General features: G+C 51.2%; 10 protein-coding genes. 3 read left to right on the forward strand and 7 right to left on the reverse strand.

Going from position 1 to position 19,276, the window contains the following annotated elements; all coding sequences use genetic code 11:
* Positions 1–40: 40 nt before the first annotated feature.
* Positions 41–3,172, reverse strand: coding sequence for an efflux RND transporter permease subunit (locus ACJJIQ_RS19645; RefSeq protein ID WP_445362805.1), 3,132 nt, complete (start codon positions 3,170–3,172; stop codon positions 41–43).
* A complete protein-coding gene (locus tag ACJJIQ_RS19650) occupies positions 3,172–4,422 on the reverse strand; it encodes an efflux RND transporter periplasmic adaptor subunit (protein ID WP_445362806.1) in 1,251 nt (416 codons plus the stop codon). Before ACJJIQ_RS19650 ends, ACJJIQ_RS19645 begins: the two co-directional genes overlap by 1 nt.
* Before the next feature lie 294 nt (positions 4,423–4,716).
* Between ACJJIQ_RS19650 and ACJJIQ_RS19655 the strand changes: the two genes are divergently transcribed.
* On the forward strand, positions 4,717–7,071 hold the full coding sequence (locus ACJJIQ_RS19655; RefSeq protein WP_445362807.1) for a Tex family protein: 2,355 nt from the start codon (positions 4,717–4,719) through the stop codon (positions 7,069–7,071).
* 1,472 nt (positions 7,072–8,543) lie between these two features.
* Entirely contained in the window at positions 8,544–11,465 is a 2,922-nt protein-coding gene (locus ACJJIQ_RS19660) for a TonB-dependent receptor plug domain-containing protein (protein ID WP_445362808.1), read from the forward strand.
* Between the two features lie 128 nt (positions 11,466–11,593).
* Here the strand turns inward: ACJJIQ_RS19660 and ACJJIQ_RS19665 are convergent, their stop codons facing one another.
* The 5 genes from ACJJIQ_RS19665 to ACJJIQ_RS19685 form a co-directional block, all read right to left on the reverse strand.
* Entirely contained in the window at positions 11,594–12,235 is a 642-nt protein-coding gene (locus ACJJIQ_RS19665) for an RluA family pseudouridine synthase (protein WP_445362809.1), read from the reverse strand.
* Positions 12,236–12,350: 115 nt separating this feature from the next.
* Complete coding sequence (gene metF, locus ACJJIQ_RS19670) at positions 12,351–13,190, reverse strand: methylenetetrahydrofolate reductase [NAD(P)H] (RefSeq protein WP_445362810.1); 840 nt, start codon at positions 13,188–13,190, stop codon at positions 12,351–12,353.
* Between the two features lie 64 nt (positions 13,191–13,254).
* Entirely contained in the window at positions 13,255–14,631 is a 1,377-nt protein-coding gene (gene ahcY, locus ACJJIQ_RS19675) for an adenosylhomocysteinase (RefSeq protein ID WP_445362811.1), read from the reverse strand.
* A gap of 107 nt (positions 14,632–14,738) precedes the next feature.
* A complete protein-coding gene (metK, locus tag ACJJIQ_RS19680; RefSeq protein ID WP_282930687.1) occupies positions 14,739–15,959 on the reverse strand; it encodes a methionine adenosyltransferase in 1,221 nt (406 codons plus the stop codon).
* Positions 15,960–16,031: 72 nt separating this feature from the next.
* On the reverse strand, positions 16,032–16,988 hold the full coding sequence (locus tag ACJJIQ_RS19685) for a metalloregulator ArsR/SmtB family transcription factor (protein WP_108734975.1): 957 nt from the start codon (positions 16,986–16,988) through the stop codon (positions 16,032–16,034).
* 258 nt (positions 16,989–17,246) lie between these two features.
* Between ACJJIQ_RS19685 and tkt the strand changes: the two genes are divergently transcribed.
* A complete protein-coding gene (gene tkt, locus ACJJIQ_RS19690) occupies positions 17,247–19,247 on the forward strand; it encodes a transketolase (protein ID WP_444918570.1) in 2,001 nt (666 codons plus the stop codon).
* Positions 19,248–19,276 lie beyond the last annotated feature (29 nt).

A 19,276-nucleotide genomic window follows, 5' to 3' on the forward strand; every position in this document is an offset into this window, starting at 1 on the left:
AATGATGAAGGCAATTCACCATTGCACCTGGATACCTGCGCTACACAGTCTCCAATGAGACCGGGGTATCGTCTTCTACTGCAACTTTGTGCTTCGGGCGTAACTTCTCAATAACTTTGTACAGGTTGGGGACCAAGATCAAAGTCACTGCCGTTGCAAACAGAACACCGAATGCCAGGCTGATCACCATCGGGATCAGGAACTGGGCCTGGATTGAACGCTCGAACATAATCGGTACCAGACCGATAAAGGTAGTAATCGAGGTCAGGATAATCGGGCGGAAGCGATCCCGGCCCGCGTGTACTACCGCATCCATCACCGCCATACCCTGAGCGCGCAGCTGATTAATACGATCCATCAATACCAGGTTATCGTTCACAACCACGCCCGCCGCTGCGAGGAAGCCGAGCATCGACATAATGCTGATGTTGTGTCCCATCAACAGGTGGCCAACCAAAGCACCGAAGAACCCAAACGGCACAGCAGTAAGGATCAGCAACGGCTGAGAGTAGGAGCGGAAAGCAATCGCCAGCAGCGCATAAATGCCGAACAGGGACAATACGAAGAAGGCCAGGATAGCACCGTTAAACTCTTCCTCTTCCTGCATTTCCCCAGCGGTTCTCAGGGAGAAACCGGGGAACTGGCGCTCCAGCTCTGGTACCAGGGTCTCGCGCATATCCTTAAGGATATCCTGCGCACTGGAAGTATTCGGCGTTATTTCGGCAAATACCCGCACGGTGCGCTCGCGATCGTTGCGGCGAATCGTGGTATAGCCCGGCACGTAAACTGCCTCGGCCACCGCTGAGAAAGGTACCTCCCCATCGTTGGTGCGAATGCGGATTCGGTCCATCTGCTCTTCGCTGGCGCGCTCCTCCATGGGGTAGCGAACCATTACGCGAACATCCTCACGACCACGTGGGATACGTTGAACCTCCTCACCGTAGAAACCCTGACGAACCTGCCTGGCCACGTCTGCCAAGTTAATACCCATCGTAGTGGCATAGGGTTTCAGCTGGATCTCAATATCGCGACGGGCACTGGTCAGGTTATCCCGCACATCATAAACACCGACATAACTATCCAGTTTTTCCTTAACCAAATCAGCAGCAGCGCGCAGCTCACCCATATCCCCTGAGGCTGTGCTCAGGTTCAGGCTCATACCATTACTGCTATTGTTGATGCTCGCATCAATATTCATATCCTCGACGCTAGCCGGTAACTCACCAATCAATTCGCGCCAGCGCAACGCTAAAGACTCGGAGGTGACATCGCGCATCTCTCCATCGGTGAGCTGCAAGGTTACATAAATGTTGCCACGCCAATTGAAAACCAGGGAGTTCTGCAAGAAAGACTCACCCCTGTTCTGCTCCAGCATTCCCTCATCGGACTCCAACTTATCAGCGGCGGTGAGTACCTGCTCCATTACTCGTTCAGCTTCACTGAAGGGTTCACCTGAGGCCATAGAAATTCGCAATTGCAATAAATCAGAGGGGACCTGGGGTGAGAATGAAGAGCCCACATAACCACTCTGAAAAACAGCGATCGACAAACCCAGTGCCAACATAAAGCTCATCACTGTGGTGCGGCTATTGCTAAGGGACTTTTCCAGTAAAGGTAGGTAGTACTTATCTCCGGCCGTCTTCATCGCACCGGCAAAACTTCTACGTACGTTTTGTAATTTAATTCCCAAAGTCGATTTGGCAGGTTTCTCTGGCTTCATACCCACCAAGTGAGCCGGCAGGATCAACAGGGATTCCACCAGGGAGAAGACCAGACACAGCAGTACCACCACCGGCAGGGCCAGCATCATCTGTGCGGTAACGCCGGGTAGGAACAGCATGGGGATAAAGAACACCATGGTGGAGGTCACGGCGAAAATTACCGGGGAAGCTACCTGCTTCACCCCTTGCTCAGCTGCAGCTAAGCCAGATTCACCTCTATCGTGGGCAGCATGCACTGCCTCCCCCACAATGATGGCATCGTCCACCACAATCCCGAGTATTAACAGGAATGCGAACAATGACAGCATATTTAGGCTGACGCCGGTCACCGGCAACAGCCAGAAAGCACCCAGGAAAGCGACAACAATGCCCACGGTTACCCACATGGCCAGTGCCGGGCGCAGGAACAGCATCAGCATGACAAACACCATGGCAAAACCGCTCAGGGCATTGGTAGTCAGCAGATTCATGCGGCCTTCAAATGCCTTGGAGAAGTCGAACCAGACATCCAGTTCCATGCCCGGTGGCAATTGCTCGCGAGTCTCCTCCAGGAACGCTTTTATTCGCTCAGCGGTTTTCACCACATCCAGGGGCTCGCCCTGAATAATGCGAAGGTTCATGGCGGGATTGCCATTAAAACGAATAACGTTGTTGTATTCCTCAAAGCCATCGCGCACTGTCGCTACATCGCGCAGCAACAATACAGAGCCATCGGCACGGCTAACTACGGGGATACGCTCGAAGTCTTCAGCGGTATAGGCTTGGCCACGAGTTTGCACCTGAATATCACCGCGGTCCGAGCGCACCATGCCGGCAGGCAAATCCAGGGAGGAGCGGCGCACCGCGTCGGCAACCTGATTAAAGCTCAAGTTGTAGCGACGTAAATCCAGCTCGGAAACTTCAATGGATAACTCGTCTGGTCGATCACCCCAAACATCAACTCTGCGCACACCGGAAATCAGGTTGAGCTTATCGCGCAAATCCAGGGTGGTTTCCTTGAGCTGACGCTCAGAAACTGGCCCACCAATGGCGATCATCATTAACTCGGCGTTGGCTTCAATCAAGCGAATAACGGGACGCTCAATACCGTCGGGAAAGGTGTTGATACTATCCACCTGAACCTTAATATCGTTGAGCAATCGCAGCTCGTCGTAGCCATCCATCGCCTGGATTTCAATAGAGGCACTACCCCGTCGGGAAGCGGAATTTACCTCCTTAATACCCTTTACTTCAGAGATAGCCTCCTCAACCCGAACGGTTACCTGCTGCTCCACCTCTGCCGGACCGGCGCCGGGGTAAGAGATATTAACCTCTACAATCCCCAGCTGCAGCGTGGGAAACACCTCCCGGTCGATACTCATAAGGCCAGAGATTCCGCCGATGATTATCATAATCATCAGCAGGTTTGCGGCTTTGCTATTGCGCGCAAACCACGGGATGATTCCGCTCATCACTTGCCTCCCTGGGAAGCATTGCTAACACCACCGGCATCACCAGCAGCGGATACTGTAGAGGGATCTGCTGAATCCTCAGGAAGACTCCCCAGGCCCGCTGGCCGCTCATTGAGGGGGTTAGCGGTAAGTACCATACCCTCACGGGAGTAGCCCAAGCTTGAAACAATCACTCGGTCACCCATAGCAATATCCCCGCGGAGCCAGATTCTGTCATCGATGGTTTGTAACAGCTCAACAGTTTTGTAGATCAGCTGGCTCTCGTCATTCAGAACCAACAAGTGATCTCCTTCATGTAGTGCCTGACGGGGCAGCTCCACAACATCATCAAAGGTTCTACCGGCAATATCTGCCTCAACAAACAGGCCATTCATCAGCGGTACATCCCCTTCATAGGGCTTCTGCACCTGGGCAACAGCAAAAATAAAGCGGCTGTTGGGATCGATACTCGCTTCGGTTCGCACCAATTGCGCACGCCACTCGTGCTCACGTCCAGCCACAACAGCTTTCAGACGCACAGCGGGGCCATTCTCAATAGTTTTACCCAGGGGAAGATCGAGCAACGCCAGTTGCTGGTCGGTCAGAGGGAGGCGGACTTCAGCGATACCAGTACTGTGAATTTTTGCCAGAGGGGTGCCAGGGGTAATGTACTGTCCCAGGTCGACAAAAGTCTCAACTACACGACCTGCAAAGGGGGCTTTGAGTGATGTGCGCTCCAAATCCAGCTTTGCCTGGTCGCGGTCAGCCCTTGCGGCTTCCACTGCAGCCTGGGCAGCTTCGAGATGAGGTTTGCGCAGGAACAGGGCATTGGCAGCTTCAGATCCCAGGTCACGCCACTCGCGCTTAGCTTGCTTGGCATGGCCCTGCTCCTGAGCCAGGGCGGACTTGGCATTTGCCAGTTGCGATTCTGCGCGAGTGACCTGGTAGCGATAGTCTGCTTGCTCAAGCTGTAATAAACGGGCGTCTTTATTGAAGAAGCCACCGGGAACAAATGCCTCATCCACGCTTTCTATCACACCGCCGACTCGCGCGATCACATCGATTTCATGGCGGGCATGAACGGTTCCCTGGCTGGGTACCAATAGTGTCTGGCGACGGGGTTCTATATAGAGAACATCGGCCATTGGCGGTACCACCACCTCTGGCGGTTTTTCCTCCGGCTTCGGTTTCAATACAACCACCGCAGCAATAACAGCCACCCCGACTAACAATACAATGAATAACAGCTTGTTTTTACTCGAGACTTTCACAGGTACCCTCTACCCCGTTCCCTGACCTGAATTGGTCAAATTTTAGTTAGTACGCATTCTACTGGAGTTCGACGCACATAAGAGGCAATTTGGATGCAGACTGCCGCACAACTTTGTGTCCTGCCGCAAACCTTCCTCGCTGCGCTCGGGTAACGCATAATGCCGACCCAAAATTACTCCTGTAAGGGCCCTCTCGTTTACCCGCCAAATACCACGGAAACTGAAAGGCTACTTACTGGTCCAACATCGCCCTTAACGGTACGAAATTTCCCGGAAAACGGATGTAAACATCAAATGCTGGATATCAACGTTCGCATCGCCGAAGAACTCAATGTCAGACCACAACAGGTTACCGCCGCAGTATCCCTGCTCGATGAAGGAGCCACAGTCCCATTTATTGCGCGCTACCGGAAAGAAGTGACAGGGGCCCTGGACGACACCCAGCTGCGCACCTTGGAAGACCGACTGCGCTATCTGCGCGAACTGGAAGAGCGCCGCGCTGCCATCCTAAAAAGCATCGATGAGCAGGGCAAACTGACCCCAGAGTTGTCACAACAAATCAACAGTGCCGACACAAAGAATCGCCTCGAAGACCTCTACCTCCCCTACAAACCCAAGCGCCGCACCAAAGGGCAAATCGCCATCGAGGCTGGCCTGGAACCGCTGGCCAATGCACTGATCAACAACCCCTCCCTAGACCCCGCAGCCGAAGCAGAGCAATACCTCAACACCGACAACGAAGACGCCTCCCTTCACGTCAAAGACATCAAAGCCGCTCTGGATGGAGCCAAATTTATCCTGATGGAACGCTTTGCCGAAGACGCCGAGCTGCTGGGCAAGCTACGTGAATTCCTCAAGCGCGATGGACAGGTGAAATCCAAACTGCTCGAAGGCAAAGAAGAGGAAGGGGCCAAGTTCCGCGACTATTTTGAATACGCCGAAGACTGGTCCAAGGTTCCCTCGCACCGTGCCCTGGCTATTTTCCGTGGCCGCAACGAAGGCGTGCTCGCTATCAGTGTCGGCCTTGCCGAAGAGGAGGGCGCTTCCCCAACCGCCAGCCACCCCTGCGAAGCCATGATTGCCCGCCATGTGGATATCACCGATGAAGGTCGTCCTGCAGACAAATGGCTCGGCGAAGTGGTGCGCTGGACCTGGCGAATCAAGCTGCTGACTGCACTGGAAACTGACCTGATGGGTGAGCTGCGTGAGAAAGCAGAGGAGGAGGCCATCAAGGTATTCTCCCGCAACTTGAAAGACCTGCTGCTGGCAGCTCCGGCCGGGCAAAAGGCCACTATCGGCCTCGACCCGGGCCTGCGCACCGGAGTCAAAGTCGCCGTGGTCGATGCCACCGGCAAGATACTCGATCACACCGCCATCTTCCCCAACCCGCCTCAGAATCGCCACCAGGAGTCTGCAGCGGTAATTGCCGCCCTGTGTAATAAATACAATGTGGGCCTGATCGCCATTGGCAACGGCACCGCCAGCCGCGAAACCGACAAATTCGTCGGGGAAACCATTAAGCAATATAAGCTGACGGCTCAAAAAGTTGTGGTTAACGAAGCCGGTGCTTCCGTTTACTCCGCCTCTGAATTTGCTGCGCGGGAATTCCCGGATCTTGACGTTACTATCCGTGGAGCCATCTCCATCGCCCGCCGTCTGCAGGACCCGCTGGCAGAATTGGTGAAAATCGAACCCAAATCTATTGGTGTTGGCCAGTATCAGCACGACGTTTCCCAGACTCAACTGGCCCGCTCATTGGACGCCGTAGTTGAGGACTGTGTAAACGGTGTCGGCGCTGAGCTGAACTCCGCCTCTGCACCGCTGCTGGCTCGGGTTTCCGGCCTGACTGCATCTATTGCCAACAATATTGTCAGCTACCGCGACCAGAACGGCGCTTTCAAAAATCGCAAGCAACTGATGGAAGTTCCGCGTTTAGGGCCCAAGGCATTTGAACAGGCCGCCGGCTTCCTGCGTATTAATAACGGTGAAAATCCGCTGGATAAATCCGGGGTACACCCCGAGTCCTATATCGTGGTTAAACGCATTGCCGAGAAAAGTAGCCGTGAAATTAACAGCCTTATCGGCGACTCTGGCTTCCTGCGCCGACTGAATCCGGCAGACTATACCGACGAAAAATTCGGTGTACCTACCGTTACCGATATTATCGCCGAACTGGAAAAACCTGGTCGCGATCCACGCCCGGAATTCCGCACGGCCAAATTTGAAGAGGGCGTAGAGGAAATTAAAGACCTGCGCCCAGCAATGGTACTCGAGGGGACCGTCACCAACGTCACCAACTTCGGTGCCTTTGTGGATATCGGTGTTCATCAGGATGGCCTGGTACATATCTCTGCTCTTTCAGAGAAGTTTGTTAAAGATCCCCACGAAGTCGTAAAAGCCGGTGATATTGTCAAAGTTAAAGTGATGGAAGTGGACGTTGCCCGCAAACGTATCGGCCTTTCCATGCGCTTATCTGACGAGCCTGGTGAGCAGGGTAGTGGCGGCATCAAAAAGGGTGACCAGCGCGAAAACCGCCAAGCCCAGCGCTACAACAAGCAGCAGGGCAACCGCTCCCAGAAAGGGGGGCAAGGTAATGGCCGTGGCAGCATGGGTGATATTTTGATGGCGGCGATGAAGAATAAAAAATAAATATAGGGAGCCTCTGAATAACTCCGTAATGCCTCTGCGGGTCTTGAAGGCTGCAGATGTTAGGCGCAGCTCGCCGTGAATGGCCGTAGTCCTTTGCAAGAGCTGCAACGCAGCAGCTGTGGCCTTTAAGGCCCGCCCTTCGGGGCTTGCAGAGCGATTCACACTCCGCGTTGCGACTTCTTGAAAGGTCTAGACATTCCTGCGAAGCCGCGCCTTGATTGTGAACCGCTCTGCATGCCAGAGGTATCACGGAGTTATTCAGAGGCTCCATAACAAGTTAAGGGCGACAATGTCGCCCTTAACTTGCCACATCAAAATTAGCCACTTAAATACAAAGTAAACCAATAAAATAATAGCTGGCAAATAGGCAATTGATAGTTGTCTGACTTATGGCTAGGCTAAACTCACTATAACCTATACGAGAAATAAAAAATTGCCTTCTAGAACCACCCAAATAAAGATCATGACGCTTAAGAAAATATTTTTCTAAATAGCCCCCTAAAATATATTGAAATATAATTTCACCCTAAAAGAGGGTACATGGAAAAATAAAGTACAAATCAACACACTCGATATACTTTTCTTTCCAGAAAAAAAGTTACAAGCCAACCCCACCATCCCCAGAAAAAAATATCCAAATAAAGTAAAGCCTTAAAAATTGAGATCGGTCATAATACAAATGTAGAGGTGAACTCCAAAAGAGAGCTTCTTGGCTGCTCAGAATAATATTTCAAGAAAATTTAAGTGAGATAAGCACTAGAAACATTTTCATCCCAAAATCATCGAAAGAGCCGATTAAGTTTCAACACTTAACTCAAAAAAACGCGATTAAATGGACCTTGAAGAAGTATAAAATACTGAGATCTATTAAATATTAGGGGGTCAGAAACACCACAGATTTAATCCAACTTTAGCACTTGCTCCCGATCTGCGGGTAAGCAGAGCAAATGGATCGTGCATATACTCATGAGTACAGTATAGCTTCCAACCTACAGTCAGCAGCTTATGATTTAGGAGTAACTAAACAGCCAACAAAGGGGTAACGCAAATATTGTTAAAGTCAATTTGATCTTACCCCCCCTCAGAAAGTCACAAGTGTCATAAAATTCACTTTCGGCATATTGTTTTAAATAAAACACTCGTTAAAACATGATTTTTAATCATGCTAGATTAGCGCATCTACATAAATATTGGCCACAACACTAAAAAAGCAACTTACTTTGCAATCTACCCAGAACTAAACATCCCCAAAAAACCGAATTATCCACAAAAACAACACACTAAAAACAAATTCTCGGCAATAAATAACCAACAAATATCAAAAAATATGATAGACACTCCATTTTTCTTGAGGATCTCGAGACTCACAGAGGATAGCGTTATTATCACCTATATCCTGCAATCATATTGATGCAATAAAAACATGCAGGAATACAAAATTACAATTACACACTGGATCCTTGGAGGAATTTATGGAACAGAAGTTCAAACTGAACTTTCTGAGTGCGGCAATTATTTTTGCCGTCGGTGGGGCACCCGCTTTCGCACAAGAAAATAAAATCGATACTGATATTAGTGAGTCTGAGGCCCTAGAAGAGGTTGTAGTTACGGGTTCTCGTATCAAGAAGATGAACCTCGAAACTGCTAGCCCCATTACTTCCGTATCGATTGAAGATATCAAAAATAGTGGAGCTATCAGCCTTGGGGATTTTCTGAACGAACTCCCCGCACTGCGTTCTACTTTCAGCAATAGTAATGCTGGCCGCTATATCGGCACCTCAGGCCTAAGCTTGCTGGATTTACGTGGAATGGGCACTTCACGTACCCTAGTATTACAAGATGGCCGCCGTCACGTCGGTTCCAGTATCGGAACCTCTGCAGTCGATATTAATACAATCCCCGAAGATCTTTTAGCAAGAGTCGATACAGTTACTGGAGGCCAATCAGCTGTTTACGGTGCCGATGCTGTAACAGGGGTTGTTAACTTTATTACCCGTGATGACTTTGAAGGCCTTAAAGTCAGTGTACATCATATGCAGCCAGAACTGGACGGCGGTGAGGCGAGTGAATATAGCGTAACCTGGGGTAGCAACTTTGCCGATGGGCGCGGTAATGTGGCCCTAAGCTTCCAACACTCAGAGACCGCTGAAGTTTTCGGCAAAGACAGACCCTGGGTGGCGCGATCTCCCAGTTGGCAGGATGACCCTAATGCAGAGCCCAATGACGGTATCCCGGACTCAGTTCTTGTCTATAACACCACCAACAATTTTCTGAGCGATACCGGAGTAATTTGGGGAGCCCATCCAATTACAACTGTTTGGCAATTTCCTGACAGCTATATACCTATTATGGGCATGGAATCAGGGCCTTATACCTTTACTGAGGACGGGCAATTTGTTGCCTTTAACCCGGGGGAAGCGCCTCTAGGAGAATCAACTTCTATTGGAGGAGATGGCTCTAATTTCACAAACAGTACGCAAATGTACCCAGAGCTTGAGTCGCAAAACTTCTTCTCAAAAGCGCATTTTGATATCAATGAGAGTATGCGTGTTTTTGCTGAAGCGAAATACAGCTTCAGTAAAGCCATCACATTTAGTACAGCTTCCTTCGATTACCTTGGCGATTTAGTTATCTCCGCTGATAACGCCTTTATTCCAACTGAGCTTAAAGGCCTTCTGGATGAGGCCGGTATGGACAGCTTCTGGTACAACCGCCACAATGTCGATTTAGGCTTGCGCGGTGACGTTGCTGAACGGGAAGTACAGCGCTATGTGCTGGGCCTTGAGGGGGACTTCGCCGGAGACTGGCACTATGAATTATCCGCAATTTATGGCCGTTACGATGCAGAGGTCGACTACTCCAACAACCGCCATAATGAGCGCTATTTTGACGCCGTTGATGCTGTCGTAGATCCCGCAACTGGTGAAGTGGTTTGCCGCAGTGAGGAGGCCCAGGCCAACGGCTGTATACCGATCAATCTCTTCGGCTCCGGATTAAACAGCCAAGAAGCAATCGATTACTTTATGCTGCAAGATACCGGCTCAACAGAGGAAATGACGCAAACTATCTACTCCGCCAATATCACCGGAGATCTGTTTGAATTACCGGCCGGCGCATTTTCCACGGCTTTCGGTGCAGAATATCGAGAGGAGACCTCGAAAGTAGATTACGACCAAGTAATCAAGGATGGCGAGACTTTCATGAATGCCCTCTCTGCTACCTCTGGCGATTATGATGTCACCGAGGTCTATGGCGAGTTTTCTGCCCCTCTGATATCGGATGTACCACTAGTAGAAAGCCTGGTGCTGAATGGCTCGGCGCGTTTCTCCGACTACAGCACTGTTGGGACCACTACCACCTGGGGGTCATCACTTGACTGGACAATCACGGAAGATGTGCGCCTCCGTGCGACAATCTCTGAGTCTGTAAGAGCCCCTGGTATCGAAGAACTGTATTCTCCACTGGGCCAGAACTTCTTCCCTGTCGAAGATCCCTGTAGCTACGACAAGATCGATAATGCGAGCGACCCAACCCAAAGGGCCGCGCGCTGCGCGGACCTAGGGCTTGCAGCCGATTATCACTCAGCGACAGATTCCGCACGCCTCCCAGGCTATTCGGGTGGTAACACGGAACTGACCGAGGAAACCGCAGATACTTACACCTATGGAGTGGTGTTAACCCCGCGCTTTATTCCCGGCCTATCCCTGACCTTCGACTACTGGGATATGGAGATTACTGATGCTATTTCCTACATTTCCGGTCAAGACATTGTGGACCGCTGTGTCGATAGCGCTAGCATCAACAATGTGTACTGCTCGTTGGCCCCTCGCGATCCAGAGACCGGCGAAATTATTTCTATCACTTCTACCGGGCTGAATATCGCCAGCTTAACCGCTCGAGGAATTGACTATCAGCTTGATTATAGCTTTGACTTAGCCGCACCTTTCTCTGCCGATGCAAACTGGGGCTCCGTAGACTTTAGCCTGGTGGGCACGAAGTTATTGGATCGGGATGATTACCCATTCCAGGAAGACCCAAGCACCGCCGATAAAGTAGATGGTGAATTAGGCGACCCTCGTCAATCTTACATCACGAACCTCACCTACAACTATGGTGAGCTCCAGGTAAATTGGCGCAGTCGCTATATCGCCGATATGCTACTGATTCAAACGGATGATCGTACCGACCTTCAAGGTCCATACAAGACCCCAAGTATGCGGTATCACGATATTCAGGCCCGCTACACCTTCTCAGATCTTGAAGTATATGGTGGTGTGAATAATCTTACTGATAAAGAGCCACCCTCGGGCCTCTCTGGAACTGGTGAAGGCTCAGGCATGTATGACACCTTAGGTCGCAGCTTCTATGTCGGGTTTAATTATTCAATACAATAAAACCTAGAGGATTTAGGGGTCCTAAGTAATTCACTTAGGGCCTCTCTCGATAATACTTAAATCAGTCGTCAAGCAAAGTCGAAAGGTTCCCGATCACGATTTAGCTAACCTAGATCTTTCTCCACTATTCAAATCATTTTTTTTAGGTTTCTCTCAAAAACCTCACCTAACTCACTCTTAAAGCTAATTAACTTGCCGATAATGGGGTGGAAAAAATCAAGATTACTAGCATGTAAAAGTAATCTCGGCGCCGATAATAATGCCTCTGAATGAGCATAAAACCGATCTCCCAGTATAGGATGCCCTATAGCCTTCATGTGCACCCGGATTTGGTGTGAACGACCAGTAACTGGCTTTACCTGAATTAAACTGCTGTTACCTGAACTTGAAACTTTTTTCCAGCGAGTCAGCGACGGTTTTCCCTCCTTAAAGTCTACTTTTTGCCTTGGTCTATTTGGCCAGTCACAAATGAGGGGTAAATCCACTTCGCCGCTAACACTTTTTGGTACACCCCATACTCGAGCATAATAAGTTTTATCAACCCGACGAGTTTGGAACAGTGCGCTAAGAGATTTATGCACTTCAGCATTGCGCGCCATTACAATGAACCCCGAAGTATCCATATCCAAGCGGTGTACAATAAGTGCTTCCGGGTAACGCTCCTTAACCCTGCTTGCCAAACTATCCCTATTGGCAGGATCCCGGCCAGGTACACTGAGGAGTCCGCTTGGCTTGTCCATTACCAGTAGGTAAGAATCTTCATAAACCACGGAAAGGTAAGGCTCCGTGGGAGGGTTATACTTACGCATTAATAATGCCCTGAAAATATATCTATCAGTTTTAGCCCCTCCCTACGGCAAAAAATCTTCCTATTTCAAGTCAAAACTATCTGGGCACTAAACCAAGGGCGTGCAAAATATGTGTAGAAGTTTCAACCTGATTCATCGTATAAAAATGTAAGCCCGGTGCGCCGCCCTCTAATAAGGTCTCACAGAGGTCAGTAACAACCTCCAACCCAAGCTTCCTAACATCCTCAGGGTCACGATAACTTTCCATACGCCTAATCAACCATCTTGGAATTTCTGCACCACAGTTTCGAGAGAAACGCACAAGGTTGGCAAAATTAGCTATCGGCATAATACCTGGATAAATGGGCGCATCGATACCCGCCTTTTCACACTGATCAATAAAGTAAAAATAGGAATCCGGGTTATAGAAATATTGAGTCAGTGCGCTATTAGCACCAGCCTCAAATTTACCTTTTAAATAGCGAATATCGTCATCATAGCTATTCGACTCCGGGTGTATCTCTGGATAAGCAGCTACTTCAAGATGAAATTGATCGCCGGTGTGCCGGCGAATAAAGGCGACTAATTCATTCGCATAAACCAGTTGCGCCACTGCCCCCATGCCCGATGGCATATCACCGCGCAACGCTACGATTCGATTAACTCCAGCTTCAGCATACTGATTGAGTAGGCCCAGTATTGTATCTTCATTATCACCACCAAATGACAAGTGAGGAGCAATTGAAATACCATCTCGCCGCATATTCGTCACAATACTCGACGTTGTCTCTCTCGTGGTGCCACCAGCACCATAGGTAACAGAAAAGAATTCAGGATTAAATGCCTGGAGCGCTTCGCGAGTTTTGTATAGCTTCTCGCGACCCTCTGGTGTTTTAGGAGGGAAAAATTCGAAACTTATGCGAATGGAGTCATTCATTATATTTCTCCAACCCCGCACAATTCAGGTGCCGGCGATACCGGCACCTTTTAGTTAGGGGTGATTAGTACTTATAACTTTCAGGTTTGAACGGACCTTCAACTGAAACACCGATATAGTTAGCTTGTTGCTCGGTCATACGGGTAATAACACCACTAAAACCCTCAACCATATAGCGTGCAACTTCTTCATCCAGGTTCTTCGGCAGTACTTTTACATACAGCGCTGAAGTTTTTTGATCTGCCGGTAAGTCAGCAAACTTTTCTTTGAACAAATGGATCTGGGCGAGAACCTGGTTCGCAAAAGAGCCATCCATGATGCGGCTCGGATGGCCAGTAGCGTTGCCGAGGTTTACCAGGCGGCCTTCAGACAGCAGCAACAAGTGATCGTTGGTTTCGCTATTGCGAACCACCTTATGTACCTGCGGCTTAACTTCCTGCCACTCCCAGTTTTCACGCATAAAGGCGGTGTCGATTTCATTATCGAAGTGACCAATATTACAAACCACCGCACCACTCTTCAGGGCGGAAAGCATATGGGCATCGCAAACGTTTACGTTGCCAGTTGTAGTAACAATCAGGTCTGTATTGGCCAGCAGCTGCTTGTTAATACCCTCAGCGGTACCGGTATTAACGCCGTCGATGTAGGGGGAAACCAGCTCGAAGCCGTCCATACAAGCCTGCATCGCACAGATCGGGTCCACTTCAGAAACCCGTACGATCATGCCTTCCTGGCGCAGGGATGCTGCGGAACCTTTACCTACGTCGCCGTAACCAATAACCAGCGCTCGCTTACCAGAGAGCAGGTGGTCAGTGGCGCGCTTGATGGCATCGTTAAGGCTGTGGCGACAGCCGTATTTGTTGTCGTTCTTGCTCTTGGTCACAGCGTCATTGACGTTGATCGCAGGAATCTTCAGGGTGCCTTCGCGCAGCATATCCTGCAGACGGTGTACGCCGGTGGTGGTCTCTTCACTCACACCGTGGCAAGCATCGAGAAGTTGCGGGTATTCGCGGTGCAGCAATTCGGTGAGGTCGCCACCGTCATCCAAAATAATATTGGGCTGCCAGCCGGCAACATCGGCACCAATAGTGCGCTCAAGACACCACTCGTACTCTTCTTCAGTTTCACCCTTCCAGGCAAATACGGGGATTCCGCGCGCAGCAATGGCGGCAGCAGCGTGGTCCTGAGTGGAGAAAATATTACAGGAGGACCAGCGAACTTCAGCACCCAGTGCGACCAGGGTTTCGATCAGCACTGCAGTCTGGATCGTCATGTGGATACAACCCATGATACGGGCACCCGCCAGCGGCTGCTCTGCGCGGTATTTCTCACGCAGAGTCATCAGTGCCGGCATTTCACCTTCTGCAATTTCAATTTCACGGCGCCCCCACTCGGCCAGGGAAATGTCCGCGATTTTGTAATCTTTAAATTCAGTGCTCATTTGATTCATCGTTTTTGAGTCCAAAAATTATCTGCTTGCCGGGTGGTACCCAGCATATTTTGTGTGCCCGCGCTTTTGGCGCGGGCATGAATATTTATTTCTGAAACTTAGAGGCCGGCTTGGGAGCGGAGCGCATCCGCTTTATCGGTTTTTTCCCATGGGAAAGCAGTAAAGCTCTCACTGCGTTCCTGGCCGTTGCTGTCGATCCAGTTGTAAGTGTGGGTAAACGGATCGCGACCAAAGTGACCGTAAGCTGCGGTCAACTGATACATTGGGTGCAGCAGATCGAGGGATTTGGAGATGGCGTAAGGGCGCAGGTCAAAGTTTTCGCGCACCAGCTCCACCAGCTTATCCTCTGGTACCAAACCGGTTCCAAAAGTATTAATTGCTACGGAGGTTGGCTCGGCGACACCGATGGCGTAGGAAACCTGAATCTCACAGCGCTTGGCTAAGCCTGCCGCGACAATGTTCTTGGCCACATAACGACCCGCATAAGCGGCAGAGCGATCAACCTTGGAGGGATCCTTACCGGAAAACGCACCGCCGCCATGGCGAGCAGAGCCACCGTAAGTGTCGACGATAATCTTGCGCCCGGTGAGACCGCAGTCCCCAACTGGCCCGCCAATAACAAAGTTGCCCGTCGGGTTGATATGGAACTTGGTGTCTTTATGCAGCCATTCCAGCGGCAAGGTGTTGTGAACAATCAGCTCCATCACTGCATCGCGCAGATCTTTTTGGCTGACATCCGGGTTGTGCTGGGTTGAAAGAACAACCGCATCGATCGCGCAGGGGCGACCCTGTTCGTCGTAACGGAAGGTCAGCTGGCTTTTGGCATCGGGGCGCAACCAGGGAAGCAGACCGGATTTACGCACTTCAGCCTGGCGCTCAACCAAACGGTGGGAATAGTAGATCGGTGCAGGCATAAAGGTGGGGGTTTCATTGGTCGCATAACCAAACATTAACCCCTGGTCCCCAGCACCCTGATCTTCCGGCTTAGCGCGGTCTACACCCTGTGCGATATCCACAGATTGTTTACCGATCACATTGATAACACCACAGGTCTCACCGTCATAACCCACGTCAGAAGAGGTGTAGCCGATATCGGTGATAACTTTACGCACCAGCTCTTCCAGGTCCACCCAGGCAGAGGTGGAAATCTCGCCGGCAATAACAGCAATACCGGTTTTCACCAGGGTTTCACAGGCAACCCGCGCCTGCTTGTCACGGGCCAGTAGAGCATCCAATACAGCATCGGAAATCTGGTCGGCAATTTTATCCGGGTGCCCCTCAGATACGGATTCTGAGGTAAACAGTCTGTATTCACTCATTTTGAGGTCTCCATTGTCCCGCCGCAGCGGTTGAATATCTTTTAACTTCAGGCTGTGCCTGACAAACCCCTGTCAGGGCTTAATAAACTCTCTTATCTGGATCTGAAAGCCGTTGCGCAGGGCACTATAAATACTGCGCCCATCTTGTAAGCCAGCAGTCGCGGCCCAGTCACTCAACTGCTCAGGAGCAAAGCCCAGCCATAAATCTCCGCAGGCCTCTCTGGCCCAGTCCTGGCTGTGTTCCTGCAATTCTGCAATTAAAAGCTGCCCGCCCTTTTTTAGGGCGCCGTGCAAATCATGAAAAATTTGTGCCGGGTCAGGAGTGTGGTGCAGCACCATGTTCACCACGATGGTGTCGGCACTGGCCGGCCGTGCCGCAGCAGCGCGAGTATCGCTACAGACAAACTCGATATTTTTAATACCCTGTTCATCGGCAAAAGATTGGGCCCGCTCCAACATTGCAGAAGACAGATCCAGTGCTGTCACTGTCGCGAAACGCTGAGCCAACTCCTGTAGAAATTCACCTTCTCCAGGCCCAACTTCCAAGGCATGACGACCAGGTTTGAGCAGCTGAGCCACCTGTGGTCCGTATACGTCATAGCTGGCAATCAATTCCTGCTGCTCGCGAAAGCGGTTGCCGTAATCGGCAAAGAAACGTCGCGATGCTTCCGCTCTCTCTTCAGAAATCCGGGATACCGCCTGCACCCGCACATCGGCCAGAGGCAAATGATCCAGGTTTGTAAATAGCTGTGCCAGCAGTGGAGTAGCTGCAGTGCGCCGGTAGAAAAGGTTATTACCTTCGCGGTGCTTGTTTACCAGACCTGCCTGGGCGAGCACTTTCAAGTGATGACTCAGGGCCGGTTGGCGCAAATCAAAGATTCGGCACAGCTCTAAAACACTGTAAGAATCCTGGCTAAGCAGGCGCAATATTTCGAGCCGCAGGGGATCTCCGGCGGCTTTCAGGGTCAAGGCCAGCTGAGGAATTGCCTCGGCTGGACTCAGTTCGGGTGCTGGCTCATTTTCAGACATGGGGCGAAGTCTAGCAGGGGAGCACACCTATATCAAAATGTTTTGATATAGCTTTATTAAATATTTTTGATATAGATGTTAATGGCGCCGCCTAATGCATAGAATTAGAAGTTTGTTGCTGCACTCAACAACAAATCCCCAACCAAAGCTTTGCGCGGGGCCGCCCTTTACGGGAAAATACGCCACCATTTTGTTGTTGCGGGAATCTGCCGGCAGAGCAGCGCCGCACCCTAGCTAAGAAACCAGAGAGCTCTTCTTATGTCTTCTACTCCCTCTCGCGCTGAAAAGGCCAACGCCATTCGCGCCCTGTCCATGGACGCGGTCCAAAAAGCCAAAAGCGGCCACCCCGGTGCGCCCATGGGTATGGCGGATATCGCCGAGGTGCTGTGGAATGACTACTTAAAGCACAACCCGGCCAACCCCAGCTGGGCCGATCGCGACCGCTTTGTACTGTCCAATGGTCACGGCTCCATGCTGCTTTATTCCCTGCTGCACCTGTCCGGCTATGACCTGCCGATTGAAGAGCTGCAGAACTTCCGCCAACTGCATTCCAAAACTCCGGGCCACCCCGAATACGGTTATGCCCCTGGTGTAGAAACCACCACCGGCCCACTGGGCCAAGGCATCACCAACGCTGTTGGTATGGCAATGGCAGAAAAGATAATGGGTGCCCAGTTCAATCGCCCCGGCTACGAGCTGGTAGACCATCACACCTATGTATTCCTGGGCGATGGCTGCCTGATGGAAGGTATCTCCCACGAAGCCTGCTCCCTGGCCGGCACTCTGGGCCTGGGCAAGCTGGTCGCCTTCTATGACGACAACGGCATTTCCATCGATGGTGAAGTGGAAGGCTGGTTCACCGACGACACGCCCAAGCGCTTTGAATCCTACGGCTGGCACGTAATCCCCAATGTGGATGGCCACGATTCCGCCGCTATCAAAGCCGCTATTGAAGAAGCTCGCTCTGTTACCGATAAGCCCACCATTATCTGCTGCAAAACCGTGATCGGCTTCGGCTCCCCGAACAAACAGGGGCGCGAAGAGTGTCACGGTGCACCGCTGGGTGACGAAGAGATCGCCCTGGTTCGCGAAACCCTTGGTTGGGCCCACGGCCCATTTGAAATCCCCGAAGATATTTACGCCGGCTGGGATGCCAAAGCCAAAGGTGAAGCCCAGGAAGACGAGTGGAAAGATATCCTCGCCGATTACCGCGAAGAATTCCCGGAGCTGGCAGCCGAATTTGAGCGCCGCATGAGCGGTGAATTGCCCGCAGATTTCCTCAGCAAAGCAGATGAGTACATCAAAGCCTGCCAGGAAAATGCAGAGAAGATCGCCTCTCGCAAAGCCAGCCAAAACGCTCTGAACGCCTACGGCCCGCTGCTGCCCGAATTCCTCGGTGGCTCCGCCGACCTGGCCGGCTCCAACCTCACTATCTGGTCAGGCTCCAAAGGTGTCAGCGCCGAGGATGCCTCCGGCAACTACATCTATTACGGTGTGCGCGAATTCGGTATGAGCGCCATTATGAATGGTATCGCTCTGCACGGTGGTTTCGTGCCCTACGGCGCTACCTTCTTGATGTTTATGGAATACGCCCGCAACGCTGTGCGCATGGCCGCACTGATGAAGCAGCGTGTGGTCTTTGTCTACACCCACGACTCTATTGGCCTCGGCGAAGACGGCCCGACTCACCAGCCGGTAGAACAGCTCAGCGCCTTGCGCGCCACTCCGAACCTGCACACTTGGCGCCCCTGTGATGCCACTGAATCCGCAGTGAGCTGGAAGATGGCTATCGCGCGCAAAGAAGGCCCCAGCACCATGGTCTTTAGCCGTCAGGGCCTGGCTCCTCAAGATCGCGACAGCGCACAGCTGGCTCAGATTGAGCGCGGTGGGTACGTACTGTCCGACTGCGAAGGTACTCCTGAAGCCATTATTATTGCCACTGGCTCCGAGGTAGAGCTGGCGATGGCGGCCCAGGAAAAACTGGTTGGCAAGAAAGTTCGCGTTGTTTCCATGCCCTGTGCCGAGTTGTTTATGGAGCAGGAAGAGGCTTATCGTGAGTCCGTACTGCCTTCTTCTGTACGTGCACGAGTAGCGGTAGAAGCGAGCCACAAAGACTACTGGTATAAGTTTGTCGGTTTCGATGGCGCTATTATCGGTATGGAAACCTTTGGCGAATCTGCCCCTGCCGGCGACTTGATGCGCTACTTTGGTTTCACTGTGGACAATGTGGCTGAAGCGGTAGAAAAACTGCTGAAGTAGTACTGTTTTCTCCACTGAATATCATTTAG

The sequence above is a fragment of the Microbulbifer maximicatervae (SeqCode) genome (assembly GCF_052468295.1).